The 19,979-nt window shown below is 40.3% G+C and carries 15 protein-coding genes, 1 pseudogene and 1 CRISPR repeat array; of the genes and pseudogenes, 10 read left to right on the top strand and 6 right to left on the bottom strand.

All coding sequences use genetic code 11. The features are described from left to right. Positions 1 to 77: 77 nt before the first annotated feature. Positions 78 to 377: direct repeats of the CRISPR family, unit length 36 nt; unit sequence CTACTATACTAGTGTGATTTTACACTAGTCTAAAAC. A 133-nt stretch (positions 378 to 510) separates the two neighbouring features. The 9 genes and pseudogenes from BMY75_RS17995 to BMY75_RS10600 all read left to right on the top strand — a co-directional run bounded on the left by BMY75_RS17995 (position 511) and on the right by BMY75_RS10600 (position 12,524). Then, positions 511 to 657, top strand: a complete 147-nt coding sequence (locus BMY75_RS17995) for a hypothetical protein (RefSeq protein ID WP_170844286.1) — start codon at positions 511 to 513, stop codon at positions 655 to 657. Positions 658 to 878: 221 nt separating this feature from the next. Continuing rightward, positions 879 to 1,559, top strand: coding sequence for an SOS response-associated peptidase (locus BMY75_RS10645; RefSeq protein ID WP_074833649.1), 681 nt, complete (start codon positions 879 to 881; stop codon positions 1,557 to 1,559). 752 nt (positions 1,560 to 2,311) lie between these two features. After that, positions 2,312 to 4,234 carry a hypothetical protein gene (locus BMY75_RS10640; protein ID WP_074833646.1) on the top strand — a complete coding sequence of 641 codons (1,923 nt, stop codon included), beginning with the start codon at positions 2,312 to 2,314 and terminating at the stop codon, positions 4,232 to 4,234. Between the two features lie 152 nt (positions 4,235 to 4,386). Then, positions 4,387 to 5,247: a serine hydrolase gene (locus BMY75_RS10635; RefSeq protein WP_170844289.1), complete on the top strand. Its 861-nt coding sequence runs from the start codon at positions 4,387 to 4,389 to the stop codon at positions 5,245 to 5,247. A gap of 52 nt (positions 5,248 to 5,299) precedes the next feature. Further along, on the top strand, positions 5,300 to 6,982 hold the full coding sequence (locus tag BMY75_RS10630) for an SEL1-like repeat protein (protein WP_074833641.1): 1,683 nt from the start codon (positions 5,300 to 5,302) through the stop codon (positions 6,980 to 6,982). Positions 6,983 to 7,031: 49 nt separating this feature from the next. Next, on the top strand, positions 7,032 to 8,471 hold the full coding sequence (locus BMY75_RS10625; RefSeq protein WP_242940222.1) for an AAA family ATPase: 1,440 nt from the start codon (positions 7,032 to 7,034) through the stop codon (positions 8,469 to 8,471). An 8-nt stretch (positions 8,472 to 8,479) separates the two neighbouring features. Beyond that, positions 8,480 to 9,499 carry a lipase chaperone gene (locus BMY75_RS10620; RefSeq protein WP_074833637.1) on the top strand — a complete coding sequence of 340 codons (1,020 nt, stop codon included), beginning with the start codon at positions 8,480 to 8,482 and terminating at the stop codon, positions 9,497 to 9,499. A gap of 863 nt (positions 9,500 to 10,362) precedes the next feature. After that, positions 10,363 to 11,948 (top strand): annotated as a pseudogene (locus BMY75_RS10605) (AAA family ATPase). 138 nt (positions 11,949 to 12,086) lie between these two features. Beyond that, a complete protein-coding gene (locus BMY75_RS10600; RefSeq protein ID WP_037287285.1) occupies positions 12,087 to 12,524 on the top strand; it encodes a DUF4869 domain-containing protein in 438 nt (145 codons plus the stop codon). 422 nt (positions 12,525 to 12,946) lie between these two features. Here the strand turns inward: BMY75_RS10600 and BMY75_RS10595 are convergent, their stop codons facing one another. The 5 genes from BMY75_RS10595 to BMY75_RS10580 form a co-directional block, all read right to left on the bottom strand. Further along, positions 12,947 to 14,128 (bottom strand): tyrosine-type recombinase/integrase, encoded by a 1,182-nt coding sequence (locus BMY75_RS10595; RefSeq protein ID WP_074833630.1) that lies wholly within the window; start codon positions 14,126 to 14,128, stop codon positions 12,947 to 12,949. A 130-nt stretch (positions 14,129 to 14,258) separates the two neighbouring features. Beyond that, the gene (locus BMY75_RS10590) at positions 14,259 to 15,455 is read right to left on the bottom strand and encodes a plasmid recombination protein (RefSeq protein ID WP_074833627.1); all 1,197 of its coding nucleotides are present in this window, start codon (positions 15,453 to 15,455) and stop codon (positions 14,259 to 14,261) included. Between the two features lie 342 nt (positions 15,456 to 15,797). After that, complete coding sequence (locus BMY75_RS17990; RefSeq protein WP_170844288.1) at positions 15,798 to 15,971, bottom strand: hypothetical protein; 174 nt, start codon at positions 15,969 to 15,971, stop codon at positions 15,798 to 15,800. A gap of 3 nt (positions 15,972 to 15,974) precedes the next feature. Next, complete coding sequence (locus BMY75_RS10585) at positions 15,975 to 16,271, bottom strand: helix-turn-helix domain-containing protein (RefSeq protein ID WP_074833625.1); 297 nt, start codon at positions 16,269 to 16,271, stop codon at positions 15,975 to 15,977. Between the two features lie 86 nt (positions 16,272 to 16,357). After that, the gene (locus tag BMY75_RS10580) at positions 16,358 to 17,869 is read right to left on the bottom strand and encodes a YfjI family protein (RefSeq protein WP_242940221.1); all 1,512 of its coding nucleotides are present in this window, start codon (positions 17,867 to 17,869) and stop codon (positions 16,358 to 16,360) included. A 255-nt stretch (positions 17,870 to 18,124) separates the two neighbouring features. On the opposite strand from BMY75_RS10580, the gene BMY75_RS17690 reads away from it, so the two are divergent. Then, positions 18,125 to 19,153 carry a BAR domain-containing protein gene (locus tag BMY75_RS17690; RefSeq protein ID WP_139199802.1) on the top strand — a complete coding sequence of 343 codons (1,029 nt, stop codon included), beginning with the start codon at positions 18,125 to 18,127 and terminating at the stop codon, positions 19,151 to 19,153. Positions 19,154 to 19,308: 155 nt separating this feature from the next. Here BMY75_RS17690 and BMY75_RS10565 read toward each other — a convergent pair. Further along, a partial coding sequence (locus BMY75_RS10565) for an IS256 family transposase (protein ID WP_139199800.1) occupies positions 19,309 to 19,979 on the bottom strand: 671 nt, incomplete at its 5' end.

The following is a 19,979-nucleotide window of genomic DNA, read 5'->3' as shown; positions in this document are numbered from 1 at the left end:
TATGCTATAATGATACTGTGAGATGAACTATTGTTCATCTCATACAAAGTATCACAATTTAATTTGTGTACTTTGGCCTACTATACTAGTGTGATTTTACACTAGTCTAAAACTTCATTGATTGCGTCGTTTATCTCTTTTGCCTACTATACTAGTGTGATTTTACACTAGTCTAAAACCTATAACCATAAGTTCTTCTGCGTTCATATCTACTATACTAGTGTGATTTTACACTAGTCTAAAACTTTGTTGCAACCTAATGTTTCTTTGTAGCCCTACTATACTAGTGTGATTTTACACTAGTCTAAAACGAGATTAGCTGAAGCCAGTCTATTGTCGCACTACTATACTAGTGTGATTTTACACTAGTCACAACCGAAGAAAAAACTCCATGCAAAAAATGCATGGAGTTATTTTTTGTACAAAAACCGGGTACAAAGAAGCGTAGAAATGCGATATAATATAGTTACAGTAAAGGACAACCCGAATCAAAAACAAGGAGGAAACAATATGGATAAGGAAAAAATGATAAACATTGGACTATTGATCTTTACAGTACTCTATGTGGTATCACCTGATCTTTTACCAGGACCAATAGATGATCTGCTACTGATAATGTTCACTTACAAAAGGAACAAGAGGATGGAGCAGAAGTAAAAAAGTAGTGGATGGGCTATATACAGTTCAGATAGTTTCTGTTTTCGAAGCTGTCTGAACTGTTTTTTATAGTGAATTTTCACCTCGCAGGCGGCGATATAGTGACATTATCTATAATTGTCAAGAAAAAGAAAGTGATATTTCGATATTGATTTTTTGAAAATAATGTGCTATAATTGAATGAGAATATATGTTCTGCTAATGATCTGGAGGTGAATCTCATGTGTACCTGGTACTATGCTGAAGCAAAATCGCTGTCTTTCTTCATTGATAAGGCTAGTCAACTGCCACTCTCAGACATCATTATGAATACTATGTCAAAATCAAAAGCAATGTCAGGTAATATCCGTCCTACAGATATGGCAGCTGTACTTGCACCGAATAAGCAAGGAAATGTAGCAGTATTTCCGATGATTTGGGGCTTTACGCATGAATCAACTTCAAAACCTGTTATAAACTGTCGTATCGAGTCCGCTGATACGAAGCCATTATGGAAAGATTCCTGGTACAGGAGAAGATGCGTTATTCCCGCATCATGGTATTATGAATGGGGTGTACCACCATCAGAAGGCGAGCTTTATCATAAAAATGAGTATAATAAGATACAAAAAGAAAAGTATGCGATACAGCCGGAAGGGGCTGAGATCACATACCTTGCAGGGCTATACCGTTTTGAAGAGCATAGAGGCGTTCAGGTGCCGATGTTTGCTGTTATAACAAGAGAATCGGTTGAACCTGTCAGCTCGATCCATGACAGAATGCCGCTTATTCTTGGTAAAGACAGTCTGAGTGAATGGATACATCCTAACGGCGATCCGAACAAGATAGCAAAAACGGCTTTAACAAAGATGGTAATGGAAAAGGCCATTGACTATCCTGAGCCAGAACCTTCGTTTATGTAAATATAAGAATACAATGGATTTAAAGTGAAAAGAGGCTTTTGTAAAATGCAAAAGCCTCATATAATTATGTGGTTATCAAGATCGCACAAAAAGGTTTGCCACAAAAAAGCAGTGCAGAAAAGAACCTTAAAACAATAAAAAAGCTATAACATGTTGGTACTGTTACTATAAAGCTATCGACTGAAATATATATAATTTGGTAAACGCAAAACGGATAGACCGTCTTTAAATGACAAGACGGCTATCCTTTTTTATTTAGTAAGCATAAAACCCTCCACCATCTCAATTTTTATGTATTGACTCAGTACCCATTATTCATTCTAGTATTTTAAATTATTCTCTCTACGTCTTGATATTATACATACCTTCTTAAATTTAGTTTATATAGTATAACCTAAAAAACAATAATAAGGACCAGTATAGGCAGTTGCATAATTTATATTCGTTTTTAAATCACATTGTTATAGTTGATAATTATTATTTCTTTGAACAAAATGTGCAAATAGTGGGCAACATCAACAAACTCCTTGGTGAAACTTTATCAATTAAATAAATTGAAATAAATATCATGCAGTGGTATAATTAAATATATAATATATATAAATTTAGCTTATGGTAAAGTAATGGAATTTATGATTAATCATTATTTACTTCATATCATTTATTGGCTTTTTTCAAAAGTATCTTCATTTATTTTAGTATTATTTGAAAATAAATATCGTTTCATGATCACTACTTGGAGGTAATTCAGTATGGCAAAGAAAAACCGATTTCCGTTGAAACTAAATGAGACTGACGTTTATAACATAGAAGAACTTAGAGACAATTTCGATATAGATGCAATTATTGAATATTACAAAAGCGGACAACTTTTAACGTGGCTTAAGGATCGGTATTATTATGATGAAGCTGATATTATTGAAAGTTTATCTGCTTACGACGGACAGCTTCAAAATAAGATAGCCCAGGCGTTGGGTGCTGAAAACGAGTCAAATAACGCTGTAATAGAACAGAATAAAGTGTCGTTACCTCAATCAGTTAATAGTGTGATTTTACCATCTGATTCTGACAATAATAGCAGTGATAAAAAAACTGATAAAGAAATGGCTGTAAAATCTGTTCCTAAATCAGAAGTGTCGAATTCACTTTCAACAGATAGTAATAATTTGAATGATGACATCAATGATCAGTCACAAAACACGGGTTCAAATAAAAACCAAATCAATTCGATATCTTCTAGTATTCCGGTTGTAAGCAATAGAAATGATTTCGATAATAATGATGATAAGAGTTCTGAACATAATCAGATCCCATCCGATACAATGTCGGCTAGAGAGGTTGCTTTGGAAAATAAAACTTATGAAAATCGATCATTTTCATCAAACACTTCAGATTTAGATCATATAGCTGACTCAATAAACTCAACTTCAGATTCATCAAATGTGGTTTCACAGATAATTGTCAACGATGATAATAATATTTCAGAAACTCAAAATATTATTCATCCATCGTATGTATCTAACTCCTCAATAAATAATTCTGAAAGCATACATACAAATACAACCACGTTAAAGCCTGAACCGACCATATCAAATAGTGTTGAACAAAGTATAGATCATCAAAATCATATGCCTGTTCAGCCACAGATAATGTTGCCTACGACTACAACAGAATCAGATGCTCCTTCTAGAACTATTATTGGCAAAATAGGCCTTGTGGTTAGAATTCTTTTTCTTTTGTTTTTCTTATTTATGACTCTGGTATCATTTACAGAGGGACCTGTCTGTGGTTTGATTGCACTTTTGGGATCATTTATCATGTGTCCTTTTGGAATAAAAAAGGTCAGAGATAAAGTACCCGTCTGGGTGCAGATTATATTGTCATTTATTCTTATTATTGTGAGTATATCGATGTATTCTGATAATTCAGATAAATCGTCTGAAAACTCTGATTTAAAAGCTGATGATTCAACAGTTCAGAGTACTGTTGAAGCTACTGAAACGAATACAGTGCTTTCAAACAACGAAGTAATTACAGAAACGACGACAAAGGCAGTTACGACCACTGAAACGACGACGACTACAACTCCTACAACAACAGAAGCTACAACAACTACTACTGCAAAGCCTGCCGATGCAGTTGAAAATGATTATGATGTCTTTGAGACTTCGCTTTTTGTTCATGTTGATGAAGCAGATACGCTACCATTAAGGGATAAGCCTAATCGTGACACTTCATCTATAATTCTAAGGATCCCCGATAAAACAAGAGTCGATGTTCTTGGATATAAAGATACAGGTTCTGAGATATGGTTCAGACTAGACTACGAAGGAACAAAGGGCTGGGCAAGAGGCGGTATGCTTCAGCCTAAAAATCTTAATGATATCTGGAACGAAGAATATGATCTTCCCGGAATGGATAAATGGCGCTCTAAGTTTATACTTGATGAAGAATATAAGATGAATAGCAGAGAGGTTTATGCTAATTTCCAGGGAACATTATATTTCCAGCCCGATCTCAGCAGCGGTGTTCAAAAGAGATTTAAGTCATCTGTTTTTGTTCGTGTATACGGTGTAAGTTATGATTCTTCGGAATGGTACTATGTAGGTACAGGTGACTCTGCTCTTGAAAGCGAAGGCTTTGGCTGGGTACATAGCAGTCAACTTTCATGGTGAGGAATATGCTGAAACAAACAATATGTGCTGCGTTTATAATTTGTGTTGCTGTAATTCTTTGTGCTTGTGGAACTGTGAATGACAGTTCGATCACTTCGCAGGCTGGCGAATCAACAGTAAGTAATATCATTACCGAAAGTACGGATGATATATTGACAACAACATCAAAAATCTCAGAGGATACAACCGAAGCATCAACGGTTATTGAAGAAGTGATAACTATATCGGAAGAACCTTCGGAGGATAGCATTTCAGATCAAGCATCGGAAAAAGGTGATGAAACTGTTATTGATAACAATATCTCATCGGCAGCAGAAGAGCTGTTTATCCCTATATCTGATATGGGCGGACGTTATTCTGCTAAAGCGATAATGTCGGACGGCAGTGAAATAATTGCTGTTGGTGACTATAATGAAAAAATGGTCTCGGCAAGTCTGATAAAACTATACGTTGCAGCTGTTGTTTATGAGAACAAGGACAGTGTTGTTTCACAGGAAAGCTATGTCGGTGAGACAGATGATATGCTGGATATAATGATCTCTCAAAGCGACAACAATGCCTGCAATACTTTGGTGACAAGATTAGGCGGCGGAGATCCTGCTGTTGGCATGGAAAAAGTAAATGCTTTTTGTGCTGAAAACGGTTTTGAAGACACCGAGATGAATCGCTTGATGCTTGATTTCAACGGGTTGGAGAACTATACCTCCGCCGATGACTGCAGCAAGATACTGAAAGATTTTTATTACGGTCGATTCAAAGGTTCAGAGGAGATCATCGGCTTCATGAAAAATCAGCTTACACGAACAAAGATCCCGGCAGGGATACCCGATGAAGTGACTGTTGCCAATAAAACAGGGGAGCTTTCTACTGTTGAAAATGATTCTGCGATCATTTATTCTGAGAAAGGCGATTATATCATGTGTGTTATGACAAATGATGTTCAGGATACATACACAGCAAGAAATGTTATCGCTGATTTTTCATCTGAGATCTATGAGGTTTTGTGTAGATAGTTAAATGTAAATAATTCAAAGTTAAGTTAATGGGATATGGAGGTAATTCATTATGGCAAAGAAAATAAGATTTCCCTTAAAAATAAACGATACTGACGTTCGCAGTATCGAAGATCTGAGGGATAATTTTGACTTGGAAACCGTACTGGGTTATTATACGAACGGCAAGCTTGTGACATGGCTGAGAGATCGCTATTACAATGAAGAAGCTGATTCAATAGAAGCTTTGTCTGCTGATGATGAGCAGCTTGGTATCAAGCTGGCTAAGGCACTCGGGGTAGAGATCGAAGCCGATGAAAATCTGGACATCGAGGAAGTAAGGCTTCGCAGAGAAAAGCTTGAAATGCTTAGCCGTTATATTTCCGACCGTAAAATACTTGACAATATGGATATAGTAGCGGTAGATCAGGATGATCTTTATGACATTCTTGATTCCGGTGCTGATAAAGTATATCTGTTTAAAGAAACTTTTTCCGTTCCCACCAGGCGGGGCGATGTAACTTATATTGGATTGAATGGAGCTAAGGTCAAGCTACAGGGAAAGACAGATTATGATTTTAATGCTGTAAATATCCATTTTGATAATGTTGAGTTTACCGGAAGTAATGATCCGGAAGAATATTGCAATATTGCAAATTGTTACTATGATGGAAATGGTGTGTCAGAAAACTATGATAAAATGTATGAATACTATAAAAAAGCTGCTGATATGGGATATGCAGAGGCAGAAGCTTATGTTGGAATGTGTTATCTTTCTGGTAATGGAGTAAGCGAATCTGATTTTGAAGCGATGAATTGGTTTAAAAAGTCAGCAGAACGAGGTTGTGGTTTAGGATATTATGGTATGGCTGACTGTTATTTAAATGGTTACGGAGTTGAAAAAGATGAAAATGAAGCTTTAAAGTGGTACAGTAAGGCACATGATCAAGGAGTGGTTCGTGCTGCAAAGGATATTGCCGAAATGTATGATAATCAGGAAAACTACAGAGAAGCTATAAAATGGTATGAAAAATATTTAAATCATGGTAATAAGGTGACAGATGAATTTCAAGATGAGGTTACAAAGTATGTAATTGGAGAATGCTATTTTAAAATTGGAGAGCAATATAGGAACAGTAACAGCGAAGATAGGCTTATAAACGCATTAGAAAACTACAAGATAGCATATGATTATTATAATAGTTATGACGCATTTGTAAAATTAGGAGAATGTTGTATATTTGAATCTTTTCCGGATGCTTATAAAGATGAAAAATCTAAATGGTATACTTTAGTTGCAGAAAAATATGGAAAAGCTGCAAATGACGGTAATATGTATATAGCATCTTATTATGGTGCATTTTACTATTATGGGTTAGGTGTTCCTAAAGATTATCAAAAAGCAATCGAATGGTTCCAAAAGTCTTATGATTACAACCCATTTTCTATGTATAAATTAGGAGATTGCTATTTTTATGGTAATGGTGTTGAAGAAAACTATTACGAAGCAGCAAAATGGTATAAGAAAGCAGCAGATCAAGGTTATGAAAAAGCATATACAGCACTAGCAGATTGTTATTGCTCAGATGGATCGATGGAGGATTTAGATGAAGCAGAATATTGGTTTGAAAAAGCAATAGATGCTGGAATAGATCGCAATGGTGATTTTAGACTATGCAGGATTGATTGTATTATTCAATTGAAGCGATCTGATGAACAAATGGCTGGTCTAATCAATTATTTAAAGGGTGATTAAAATGACTCTAAAAGAAAGCTTAGCAAGATACATAGACGCTGGTTTCCCTATGATATACATAAATTCATTTGAGGAAGCCAAAACAGACAGGATAATCAAGGAGGTCATGGGCAGGCATGAGGTGCTGGAGTGGAACGGTGCTGCCGGGCTTGTTGATTTCCGTACCAAAAAGCCTTTGATAAAGGACAGATCGCTTGTTGCTGCACTTGATCTTTTGCGCAAGGACAAGGAGCTTGATGAAAAAAAGCTAATACTGAAAGACATTTCGGGCTATTTGGAAGACAGCGATAAGCAGGTCATCGCACTGCTTAAAAGTATGGCGATAGAAATATCGCAGGAACTAGATGCCAATATAATCATTGTTTCTTCAAAGGTCGTTATCCCCCGTGAACTTGAAAAATTTGTAACTGTTCTTGAAAATGATTATCCCGATCAGAACGAAATAAAAAAGCTGGTACAGGGATTTGCAGAGGAGCAGGGAGAGACTATAAATGATGAACTCATAGAAGCAATGTCTATGGCGTTCAAGGGGCTTACCGAATTTGAGATCATAGACCTCCTTAATCTAGCCCTTGCTAATGAAGGCAGATTTACAAGGGGAAGTCTTTCTCTGATATTTGATCAAAAACAGCAGATGATCAAAAAATCGGGAATTCTCGAAATGATACCCCTTAAAGAAAAAGCTGAAGATATAGGTGGGCTTGAAAACCTGAAAGAGTGGCTGAAACGTAAATCAAGAGTGTTCAAGTCAATAAACAAGGCTGCTGCATTTGGTGTGGATATGCCAAAGGGCGTGCTTATCGCAGGTGTTCCCGGCTGTGGAAAATCTCTAACAGCAAAGGTTACAGCTCAGCTTTTTGAAGTCCCGCTTTTAAGGCTGGACATGGGCAAGATAATGGGCAAATATGTGGGTGAATCTGAAGAAAATATGCGTCGTTCCATCGCACTTGCAGAGACTATCGCACCATGTGTGCTCTGGATAGACGAATTGGAAAAGGCATTTGCGGGTATCAATGGATCCGGCAGTGAGGTAACAGTAAGACTGTTCGGTCAGTTCCTAACTTGGATGCAGGAAAAGACCAGTCCGACTTTTGTTATCGCAACTGCAAATGACATAACGAAGCTCCCGCCGGAACTTATGCGTAAGGGTCGTTTTGATGAGATATTCTTTGTAGGTCTGCCTAATTCTAATGAACGCCAAAAGATATTTGAGATACACATCAAAAAACGAAGACCTAACGACCTTAATAATATCCGTATTTATGAGCTCGTAAATAAAACCGAAGGATACAGCGGTGCAGATATTGAAGGTGTAGTTAGAGATGCTATTGAGAATACTTTTTCTGATGGTGAACCAGCACTCACGACAGAGTATATCCTCTCTGCAATAAATGAAACTCATTCGCTTTCAGAGATAATGAAAGAGTCACTGGATAAACTGTCTGAGGAATACAAAAACCGTAAGTTCAAGAATGCATCGGAGGGTTGATCAATCTTATGGAAAAATGGACTAATGAGAGATCTGAACAGTTTGCCAGACTATTGCAGGAATCGGTGGAAAGCTATCTTGAAAACAAAGATGATATGAGTGCATTTGATTGGGCTAAATCCTATCTTGCGCAAAAACTTACAGATAAGGCTGAACAAGAAGTATACAAAATTGCTGATGATATCGTTAATGCGATCAAAATGCAGACAGATAGTCTTCAATCTCTTCGAAATGCAGAAGAAAATGGTCAGAGTGCAGAAGCTTGGTTTACAGAAGAAACAGCGTTTGATGATGGCTCATATGGCAAGCAAGCCATGTTATTATCGGCGGCGAATGAAGCTTTTTCAGAATATGATGAAAACACTCCTGAAGTAGAAGTATTAGATACAGATTTTTCAGATGATAACTGGAACAAATATAGCGTTAAAGAGCTTGCAGCGAAAGTAGTTGAGAATGCTGCTGAATCGGCACTTTATACAGCATTTGATGTGCTTTCAGAATCGTACTCCGCTCTCGGAGTTGATGCTGTTACAAATGCTGATAACCTTATTGGAGCACTTAGATCCGGTGCTTCGGATGGAATTAAAACGGCTGCTGCTTGTGCTGTTAATATTGCTTCTGAAACCGGCATTTTACCTGATCCTCTGACTGCTGCTGCAAGTGCATTTATTTCAGGAATGAGTGTTGAAAAGGTTATTCAAGAAATAGAAATCGGTGATGGAGTATCCGTTATTACCAACGGTATTAAGGCAGTTCAGGACACAGCGACTGCAACAGCCGCTGCTTCGATAAAAATGGCAAAGGAGCAGATAGGAGAACGAGCTGGATTAATCGTAGGCGGAACTATAGGCAGCGTATTTGGTCCTGGTGGTACTATAGTTGGTGAAAGAATTGGTGCAGTTGTAGGTAGAGCTTGTGGAACTGAAGTTTGTGATCTTATTTCAGCTGGAATAAATAAACTGAGCAATATTGCGGTAAATACAGTCAGCAAGGCGGTAAATGTATTTAAAAATCTGTTGACCATATGATATGGAGGGTATACATGGATCAATTGTTAACAGCAGATATTCACAGACCAACGAGCAGACACTGTGCATTCTGCAAATACTGGAATGACAGACAGAATAAACATATCAAACACAAGGTACACGATATATGGTATTATGAACCGTATGTACGTGAATATTGTGCTAAGAAACAGCTGGCAACCAAAGGCATTGGTTGTTGCCAAAATTATGAGAGCAAATTCTAAAAAAGTGAGGTGAAAACAATGGCAATGTTTCCGATTCAGTGTCCTTTCTGCGGTACTATAGAGACCAAGAGTGAAAACACAAGTTATATCTGTAAGAATCCAAAGTGCAAGGCACGACTGAAAACAGGCAAGGGAGGCACGTTAGTGTCAGCTAATCCAAAGCCTTAATCTTAAATTTTGAGCTGCTGTTTTTCACGGCAGCTCATTCTCTTATTTTGTAAAAACGTTGAAATGAGGTATTAGTAAATGTTCGAAAAAGTAATAAAAAATGAAAAATGTCGTGATGTCAACAAGTGCATATACTGTAAACATTGGCTGGGAACAAGACCGGAAATCCAATCATATAATTGGACTTGTTCATATAAAGAGAGTGAAGCATCATGTGCACTTGATGAAACAGATAGTAAACATAAAAGCAGTGGTTTGTGTCATCGGTTTGAAAAAAGCCGTGTATATCTATAAAGTCAGGAGTAATTGATTGAATCCAAAGTCTTAATGGAATTGTTCTATGATACTGTTTGGTAAATTAGGATTATATTCAGTGTAACGTAAAGATGTTGTTGCGTTTGCTGCATCCTCTTTACAATTCAGGTAATCTGTGCTATAATAATGCCGTAGAGATATTTAGGAGGCGGTAACATTGACAATTATCTCAATCCTGATAATATAGATTTTCGCAGGGCATTGAATTCGGAGATATATGTTGATAAATCCGAGCTTATAAAACAGATAAATAAAATATTGGATACCGAAAACCGTTTTGTCTGCGTCAGCCGTCCCAGACGTTTCGGAAAATCGATGGCTGCTAATATGCTGACTGCATATTACAGCTGCGGCTGTGATTCAAGAGATATGTTTGCGCCACTTAAAATATCATCATATGACAGCTTTGAAAAGCATCTGAACAAGTATAATGTTATCCATATGAACATGATAGTTTTTCTAAATAATGGTGATAGTATAGCAGAAAATCTTGACTATCTTTCAAGAATTCTTATTTATGAAATCAAAAATGAAAATGAAGAAGTTGACTGCTTTGACCGGGATGATCTTGTTACTGTTCTTGGTGATGTTTTTGCTGAAACTGGGAAGCAGTTCATTTTTATTATTGATGAATGGGACTGTGTTTTCAGGATAAAAAAGTATTCGGCTGATGACCGGAACAAGTATCTTATTTTTCTGAGAAATCTGCTGAAGGATAAGAGTTATGTTGCACTTGCTTACATGACAGGAATACTTCCTATCAAGAAGAATGGTTTTAATTCCTCTTTGAATATGTTCTCAGAGATTTCAATGATAAGTGCGGACAGATATGCTGAGTTTACAGGCATTACAGATGATGAGGTCCGTGCATTATGTAAGGAATACAGCACATCTTTCGAGGATATAAAGCGTTTGTTTAATGGATATTTCCTTGAAGGTATTTCGATTTATAATCCACTTTCTGTCATTGAGAGCATACGCAATAATAAAATCAGCAACTACTGGACGAAGACTGAGACCTATGATGCTTTGAAAGTCTACATTCAGGCGGATTTTGACGGCTTGCACGACAAGGTCACTCGAATGATAGCAGGAGAGAAGATAGAAGTCAACACAGCGAAATTCCAGAACGATATGACCACATTTGCCTCGGCTGATGATATCCTAACGCTTCTGGTACATCTTGGCTATCTGACTTACGAAGCTTTCGGAAAAAATGCTTTGGGCAGAGGTCTTGTATGGATACCAAATGCGGAAGTTCAGCAGGAATTCATCAACTGTATCGAGGATTAAGGGCTGGGAGCCTGTTATGAAAGCAATTCGTGCATCAGATGAATTGATACAGGATATTATTGACGGTAATGCAGAAAAAGTTGCTAAAGGTGTTGAGATATGTCATGAGGATAACACCTCTATACTGCAATATAATAATGAAAATTCGCTCAGCTGTGTTATCTCATTGGCATTCTATTCTGCAAGAAAATATTACAAAATCATCAGAGAGCTGCCAGCAGGGAAGGGCTTCGCAGATATCATTCTGCTGCCGTATCAGAATACTGATAAGCCCGCAATGATAATCGAACTTAAACATGACAAGTCGGCAGATACTTGCAATCAGACAGATAAAAGAAAAGCGCTACACGGGAGCGCTTGCAGGATATACTGATGAAATTATTCTTGTTGGAATAAGCTACGATGACAGCAAGGGGCATAGCTGTGTTATAGAAAAATTGACACGATAGTTTATAATTGCTATACGAAAATATACCCACTTGTGTGTGGCAAACATTTTATGCTATGAAAAAAGTCATGTGTAATAAAATATTATAGGATGAGGATATATTTCAGAATAATGCAAATAATTAAAGTGGAGATAGCTCATGTTGAATGTTATTTTTGGTGATACTCCTGATGCTATATATAACACAAAGCTTTATTTTAACAACACCTATAAAGACAGCTGGATCGTAAAGCCTTTGTCAAAAGAGATCATCAAGGCGGTCGATAAATCTGAAGTTATCGATGAACGAACAATTATCAGCCCTGTTTTCGGTATTATGAGTCCCAAAAAGTTGTCCGGAGGAGTGAAAACTCTTTTGCTGATAGCTTATGATAACTCTAAAATTTTTAATGCATCGACTTGTGGTGATAACTGTGCTGAATGGCTCCTTAAAATTGCAAAAGATAAGAAAGTTGTTATCAACTTAAGGCATCTTATGGATTTTGGCAAGGGCGAATTTAAGATAAAGATCCTTAATACAGGCAAAATAGTAAATAATATGGGCGACCTTGTTGACGAAGCCGGAGAATTTGTGTGATGTAATTATGACAGAAATCCATCATGTTGAAGTGAAAAACAGAGCAGGTGAATTTCGCTTTCATTTCATGAAAAGGAAAATTAACGGGAATATACCTCTTATTGGTAGAGGTAAAGTTCATTTTGGACTAAAACTACGTTAGTATCGTACCTCTTATTTACCTCTTATTGATGCTAAAAACCACTGAAAATGGCTTTAGAACAGAAAAAGTCAAATGTCATAAAACCGCGTAAAATAGGGGTTTTCGTAGTGCGGAAGAGAACGAAAAATGTATACTAAATATTTCAATTCCCGTACGGGTCACCATTCAACGTTCTCGGAAACAGCGTAATTACGTTGTTTCCGAGTTTTTCTTTTATACCGAAAATAGGGTTTGTCCGCTACTTGTCCGCTATTCGGATTTCGTAGCGGACATTCTTGTTTTAACTTGTGCTATCCTGCGGAAGAAAGCTGAACGCTCCGTCCATCGCCTGAGCCACTCTCGCCTGTGCTGTCTGGAACATATGAGAATAAATGTTCAAAGTCGTTCCCGAATTGCAATGTCCTAACGCTCCCGATACCGTGACTACATCAAGCCCTGACGAGATCAAGGCAGAAGCTGCGAAGTGACGGAAACTGTGAATACCGTAGAAAGGCATATCATTCTTCTCGCAGAACTCTTTCAGCCAGCCGTAAGGGGTCTGGTTGTTCATGGGTTCGCCGTTCCACTTGACAAAGAGCCTGTCGCTCTCCACCCACTTGTCACCCAAGCGGAGTGCTTCCTCGTCCTGCTCGTCTTTCAGTTCTTTGAGGATACCCATGATGTAGGGACTGATCTTCAGCACACGCTTCGAGCGTTTGGTCTTTGTGGTGTCGGTGTAGATGCCACGCTCAGACGTGTAGTTGGAAGTGCGCTTGATGCTGATGATATTGTTCTTGAAATCAATGTCCTTCCATTCAAGACCGAGCATCTCGCTCCTGCGGAAACCGCTGTACGCTATCAGATAGAAGAAAGCACGGTACTTTGTGTCCTCGCCGTTGATAGCTGTCAGGAGCTGTGCGATCTCCTCCTGAGAGTAGATAGGCTTCTCCTTGACCTCGCCTTTCGGGATAGTCACTTTCCTGCACGGATTGTCCGATACCAAGTCCATACGGACAGCGTAGCTGAACACGTCCGAGATGAAGCTGAGATTGTGACGGATCGTCTTCGGTGCGAGGGGCTTACCTGTCTTTTCGTTTGCTCCCTCTTTAGCGAGAGAGTTCACAAATCCCTGCAAATGCCTTGCTGTGATCTTGTCGATACGCAGATGGCCTATCGCAGGATAGACACGGTGCGTGAGCTGGAGCATACGCTCGTATGTAGTGCTTCTGAGGGCGTTCTTAGCATAATTCTCGAACCATTCCTCCGCAAGTTCCTGAAACTTCATAGCGGAAGTCTTGAAACCGTGGTTTACCGACTCCTCAAACATTACCGCCTGACGATTCAGCTCCTTTTCGATCTGCTTCTTGGTCATACCCTCATCGGGCTTCCAGGTCATGGACTGTTCCTTGTGATTGCCGTTTATATCGTAGCCGCAGCTCACTCTGATAAGATAGCTGTTGCCACGCTTCTTTATTGTTGCCATAGATTACCTCCTAAAAATCTATGACATACCCTTGTACATCTATAATCTTAGCGCAATATTCCGCTGTTGTCAAGAGATTTGACGTATCTTTTCAGGGTATGTCATAATGTTATTCTTTTGTTCTGCTCTGTTATTCTAATTCTGTACTTCTCGACCTGTTATATCGGTACTTTGCAAAGTCCTCCGCAAGCCCACAGGCGGATATGAACGCCCTTGCCTTTTGCAGGTCATGGGAGAGCTGATCTTCACGTTTGATACGCTTAGCTTCGGCGTTCTGCTTTTCACGGGAGAAGAAACGTTTGTTTTTTTCCTCTTTTTTATACTTACCAAGCTCCGAAGATACAGCCGAAAACTGCTGCTTCATTGCACCAAGCTCCTGTACGGCAGCATCACGTTCCTTTTTCAGCTTTTTGATGTTCTTTTCCATAGCGACATACTTCTTTGCGGTATCGCTGAGTTTATCATAGTCCTCCTTGGTGAGAGTGACCTTTTTACCGAACATGGACTCCTTGGCTTCGATGCTCTCGATCTCAGTGATATTCACTTTCTTTTTCGAGAGTTTTTCAAACTCGGCAACAGTCTCGTCACGCTCTGCGGTGAGCCTTTCGATCTCGGCGTTAAGGGCATTTATCTTGTCCTGATGCTCGCCGTATTCCTCAACCGTGTAGCTGTAACCCCTGGACTTCTTCGGCTCACTTATCTCAATACCGTGAGCGTTGCAGATATTCTTCAAAATATCCCACTCATTTCTTCTCCAGCGGTCATTCGATTTTGCATCATTTCCGAAGCCCATTTCTTCCATAGCCTTGTTCTTGGCATTGCGGACTTCAAGACCACGGGTGAAGTGACCAATGGGGATATAGTTGATTTGCAGATGCGGTGTAGATTCATCGAGATGAAGTACCGCATTGAACACATAAAGGTTCGGGTTTCTTTCCTGAAAGCCCTCCATGTATTCACGCAGACATTCAGTCGTTATCTCAGCATCGGGAGTGCCGACACCGCTGTCTTTTCTCGTTCCGATGTAAACAAGATGCTCATAGAAGCTCTTGTGCTTGTTCGTACCTGTGATAACGCTCTTGCTGGGCGGACGATTGAACAGGTGTTCAAAGTAGTCACCGATCTTGCGATCCTTTCTTTTCTGACGGGCGTTATATTTCTCAACAGCTTCATCAAAAAGCTGATGATAAGCATTACTCAGATCCTGCTGAACAAACACGATGTTGTTAGGTGTTCTGGAACTGTCGATATTCTTGGCAGTGAACTCTCTGTTGTTATGTGAAAGGCTGCCTTTACCCTCACACATAGAGATTGATTTTTCACTCATAAAAATGTCTCCTTTTTATATTTTTATTGATCCCTCTGATGAGGGAAAACAGGTACGCAAAAGGCTTGATGCCTTTGCTATGTGAGCGCCCTTGATGGGCTTTGATTGGCTTGCAACGATACAGTGGTGATCGGCAAACCAAACAGCGCGGAGCGCTGAGATTTACTTGCGGAGTGCCGCCAGTAACCCCAAAGCACTTTTGACAGCCGCATACACGACTATCAAAAATGCCGGGGCTCTGCGAGGCTCCTATCGGCTGACGGAGCAGCCGAAAATGTGGGCGCATTTATTCAAAAATCCGCATTACAAAATTTCAGAAATGCGATTCTGAAAATTGTAAAATCAGAACGGAAGCTCTACCTCAACTTCGTATTTTTCAAGGAGCTGATCAATCTCTTTTTCGTAGAGCCTGATCTCCTCATTCGACAGGTACTCATAGTAGCGAGCGAGAGCATCACGGAGATGCAGACCGCTTCTTTTCCAAAGGAAGAATTTCAGCGTTTCGAGTTTGCTCATGTCTCACACCTCCTTCCCGTTGAAATACTCCACAAGGTCAGCCTTGTTCACGAGTATTTTTCCGTTCCTGCCTGCGCCTGTTCTTACGGACTTGACCTTGCCCTGTCTCACAAGCTGGCGTACTGTGTGTTCGGAAAGTCCGCTGATGAGTGCGGCACTCTCCTTGATAGTCAGCATCTCGACCTTGTTGGAAGTCGGTGCGGTAGTGGTCTGTGGAGCGGAGTTCTCCCCGTCCTCAGTGAGCTGGATCAGCAGTTCCAGAATGTTGTCTACGATAGCTTTCTTTTCTGTTGTAGTCATAGTAATAAACCTCTCTCTTTCTACGGTTTTTATGTTGTGAACTTTAAGCATTTTAAGCACAATAGCCCCTATAATGTCTATAATGTTTATTGTGTACGGATGTGGGGATTGATATAGACCATTACCCCAGAACGATTACAGCCGTTTGCTGCCGGAATAGTTTCACGGCGGAGGTAGTTGTATTCCTCCAGCATCTCCATTGTCTCAGCAAAGTCGGCGGCGTTCTTGAAAAGTGTGCATCTGCACAGCTTGTACAGGTCGTTCTGCCTTATCTGTGTGATGTGCTTGGAGCGAATCTTGTTCAGCACACGTTCCGCCTTGATCGTTCCGAGGTCAACGTCACCGAGACTGTAAGCGTAGATAGCCTGTTCACGGAAATATTCGCCTATCTCGATAGCATTGCAGAACGTATCAAGCGTCACACGGTTTTCCACGGGATCAACATCGTTCAGAGCACACTTGATGCAGTGAATGATACCGCAGAGGCGGAGCAATTCACCGTGATACTTGCCGCCCCAGTCCTTGCAGAAAGCCATATCCGTGACAAGGTGCGGTTCAATGAAGTTGTTGTAGTAGTCAACGAACTCGCCATATGCCTTGCTGTCAAAGTGGAGATACCGCTCTTTCTCGTCATGGTAGGTGAACTTCGCACCGAGGAGCTTGTACACAAGGTTCTTATAGTTCTCAGCGACCTGTTCGGGAACAGCCTGCGTATCGTACTTTCGTGTGCCGATATTGCTCACAGGAAAACAATACATGAACCTCGCTATCAGACCGCTGCCACGGAACACAGGATTGTTTATCATACCGTCAAATACATAGGGCTGGCACGCAAGGCAGATGCTCATGTAGGGCTTTTTGAGAACAATGCTCGCCCTGGTCGCTCTATCGCTGATATAAGTTTCACCATTCCACGATTTCAAGAGTAAATCAAGGTTCGGGATATTATTGCTGTAACGTCCGCTGAAATTGCCGAGCATTCCGGCTTCGTCTGAGATCATCAGCAGAGTGCCGTTTTCTTCAAGCAGGTTCACAAGTGATTCAGGTGTAACATCGTCCACCGCTATCCTGCGGAAGTTGCTGGGCGGAATGTTGCTCAGTTCTGTTTGCAGCTTGGCGATCTCCTCGGCAGTCACATCTTTCTTCTTTTCAAGTGCTTCCAGCTTGCCCTGCAACAGCTTGCGTTCCGCCTGAGATGTGAAGATGTCCTGCTTGTTGTTCTCGTTCCAGTCGTGGGCGAACTGAATGTACGGACGCTTTATCAGTGACATAACAGGAGACTTCTTGAAGCTCGGCTCTGCTATCGTCAGAGTGTCAAGCACAAGCGGCTCGGTGTGGTCACGTTTGGCGGACATTCGGTATACTCCCGAAAAGCAATAGCTCACCGCCGAGAGTATTGATGTACCTGCCATTGCAACGTCCGTTGAGGTGGTTGTTGCTATCGCCTGTGCCATGTCGCCTATAATAGGTGGGAGTGCGTTCACAGGGAACGGCAGAAGGTTTGTCCCGTCGGGACGGAGTGGTGTGGGCTTTGACAACTGTGTTTCATTGTTCAACGATCTATCATCGCCTTTCTGTATTATTTTATAGATGCGCATCTATAATGGTTGCGGTCAACATGAAGTATGTTGTTCCGCTGTCAGATGTCTTTCTCTCCTGACAATCCCATTTTACCATAACGGCACTTTTCAAATCTATAATATCACGTTATAATTCGTACAAACTACGTTATTTTCTTTGAATTCGCTATAACGTATCATAATTTGAACGTTATTATCTTGACTTTTTCAGGCTGTAATGATATAATTATCATAACGTACTCTATCTTGAACGTTATAGAAAAGGAGCATAATATGGGTAAAGATAAAAAAATCCTGCTCTATCGCATCGACGAGCAGGCTAAAGGCGTGATATTTGTTGTTACCGAGGATAACGAGAGCGTATGGGGAAAGATCTCCGAGGACGCTTACAGCATTGTCAGCTTTGATGATGTGTTCAGGGACATAACAGAGTTCAGGAACAACTTCCTTGATTATGAGCAGCTCACCGATGAGCTTATCGGAGCTATCAACGGCAGAGGTGCGGTGTTCCGTGAGATATTGGAACGGTTTGATGATAACCGCCTGAACAGCTTCAACTTCTTTACACGATATTATTCCGACACGCTCCGTGATGTGTTCACCGAAGCGAGAGCAGATATAGACAAGGCAGGAGCTTTTTTCAATACCCGTGCTTTGAAGAAGTCCACCGAGTATGTCAATGAAGTGTTCAATCATATCCGTGAAGTTATGCGTGACGACTGGAACTTCGACTTCAATTCCGAGAGCGATATGAAAGCATTCAGGCTCAGTTTTGATAAAATAATCATACGGGGAAATGACCGTAACGATATTTACACCGTAGCCGATACAGCTCTTGTGACCTTCTTCTATGATTTCAGCTTTGCGATCCATAAGATGAAGCTATATGTATGCGATTGCAAATATTGTCACAAACGCTATCTCGGCAGCAGGAACAGCGTTTGCTGTGATAGTAAAGAATGTCAGAGCTTGTATCAGCGTGATATGAAAAATGAGAAACGGAGAACCAAAGCGAAAGACCCTTACGAAATCCACAAGACGAAATTGACAACGTATCTCTCTCAGCATACATCTGCATTGAAAGCTACGGTACAGGAAGATATGAAGTATGTCAATAAATTCAAGGCAAGGAACAGCGAGTTCAAGCAGAGAATGCAGGACGAGATCGAGCGTTGCCGAGCTGAGAACATTATCCCTGGTGACGAACAAGACAAGCTCCTGCAAAAGATAGAAGCGGAGATAGTGGTGTATCAATCGCAGATCGAAGATGAGTGGAGAGTAGCACAGGGGAAGAAAAAGTGATGGGTTCTGATTGTGGTGGGGGCAAAGAGTCAATCCCAAATTCTGTGTAAACTACAAATAGTGTAATAAAAGAGTATATGATGAGACCGATTGTGAAAGCAGTCGGTCTTACCTGCATATTAGCACATGATTATTTGATTGTCAAGATAAAAATGTTATTCAGGTATCCTGTCACCGTAGTAAATAACCAGCTGAGCATAGATTCGGCTCCAGTCCTGACGACGCCCCGTCCACTTTTTCGTGATGTCCTTCATAGCCAGATACAGCATCTTGAAAAGGCTGTCATCTGTAGGAAATACGGATTTTGTTTTGGTCACTTTCCTAAGCTGACGGTTGAATCCTTCGATTGCATTGGTGGTATAGATCAGCTTCCGAAGCTCCTGCGGGAACTTGAAATATGTGCTGAGATTAGGCCAGTTTTCGTACCATGACTTTGAAATCTTGGGATATTTGCTGTCCCAGACAGCGGCAAATTCGTCCAGAGCGTCCAAAGCAGCTTCTTCAGTGGCGGCAGTATAGACCTTTTTCAGGTCGGTCATAAGCGCCTTGATATCCTTGTAGGAGACATATTTGCTTGAATTCCTGAGCTGATGAATGATACAGTTCTGGATATCAGTTTTCGGAAATACAGCCTCTATCGCCTGAGAAAAACCTGTCAGGTTATCAGTGCAGGCGATAAGAATATCATCAACGCCTCTGTTACGCAGACTATTCAGAACGCCTGCCCAGAATTTGGCACTTTCATTTTCACCTACCCACATACCGAGAACGTCCTTCCTGCCGTCCATATTAACGCCTATCGCTATGTAGACAGCCTTTTTGATGA

Source organism: Hominimerdicola alba, assembly GCF_900109655.1.
In the GTDB taxonomy this organism is placed as follows: domain Bacteria; phylum Bacillota; class Clostridia; order Oscillospirales; family Ruminococcaceae; genus Hominimerdicola; species Hominimerdicola alba_B.
This window is presented reverse-complemented; position numbering and strand designations above follow the sequence as displayed.

Coding starts and splice junctions, on each gene's coding strand:
- BMY75_RS17995 (WP_170844286.1), top strand. CDS start 511: ATGGATAAGGAAAAAATGATAAACATTGGACTATTGATCTTTACAGTA.
- BMY75_RS10645 (WP_074833649.1), top strand. CDS start 879: ATGTGTACCTGGTACTATGCTGAAGCAAAATCGCTGTCTTTCTTCATT.
- BMY75_RS10640 (WP_074833646.1), top strand. CDS start 2,312: ATGGCAAAGAAAAACCGATTTCCGTTGAAACTAAATGAGACTGACGTT.
- BMY75_RS10630 (WP_074833641.1), top strand. CDS start 5,300: ATGGCAAAGAAAATAAGATTTCCCTTAAAAATAAACGATACTGACGTT.
- BMY75_RS10625 (WP_242940222.1), top strand. CDS start 7,032: ATGATATACATAAATTCATTTGAGGAAGCCAAAACAGACAGGATAATC.
- BMY75_RS10620 (WP_074833637.1), top strand. CDS start 8,480: ATGGAAAAATGGACTAATGAGAGATCTGAACAGTTTGCCAGACTATTG.
- BMY75_RS10600 (WP_037287285.1), top strand. CDS start 12,087: ATGTTGAATGTTATTTTTGGTGATACTCCTGATGCTATATATAACACA.
- BMY75_RS10595 (WP_074833630.1), bottom strand. CDS start 14,128: ATGGCAACAATAAAGAAGCGTGGCAACAGCTATCTTATCAGAGTGAGC.
- BMY75_RS10590 (WP_074833627.1), bottom strand. CDS start 15,455: ATGAGTGAAAAATCAATCTCTATGTGTGAGGGTAAAGGCAGCCTTTCA.
- BMY75_RS17990 (WP_170844288.1), bottom strand. CDS start 15,971: ATGAGCAAACTCGAAACGCTGAAATTCTTCCTTTGGAAAAGAAGCGGT.
- BMY75_RS10585 (WP_074833625.1), bottom strand. CDS start 16,271: ATGACTACAACAGAAAAGAAAGCTATCGTAGACAACATTCTGGAACTG.
- BMY75_RS10580 (WP_242940221.1), bottom strand. CDS start 17,869: ATGCGCATCTATAAAATAATACAGAAAGGCGATGATAGATCGTTGAAC.
- BMY75_RS17690 (WP_139199802.1), top strand. CDS start 18,125: ATGGGTAAAGATAAAAAAATCCTGCTCTATCGCATCGACGAGCAGGCT.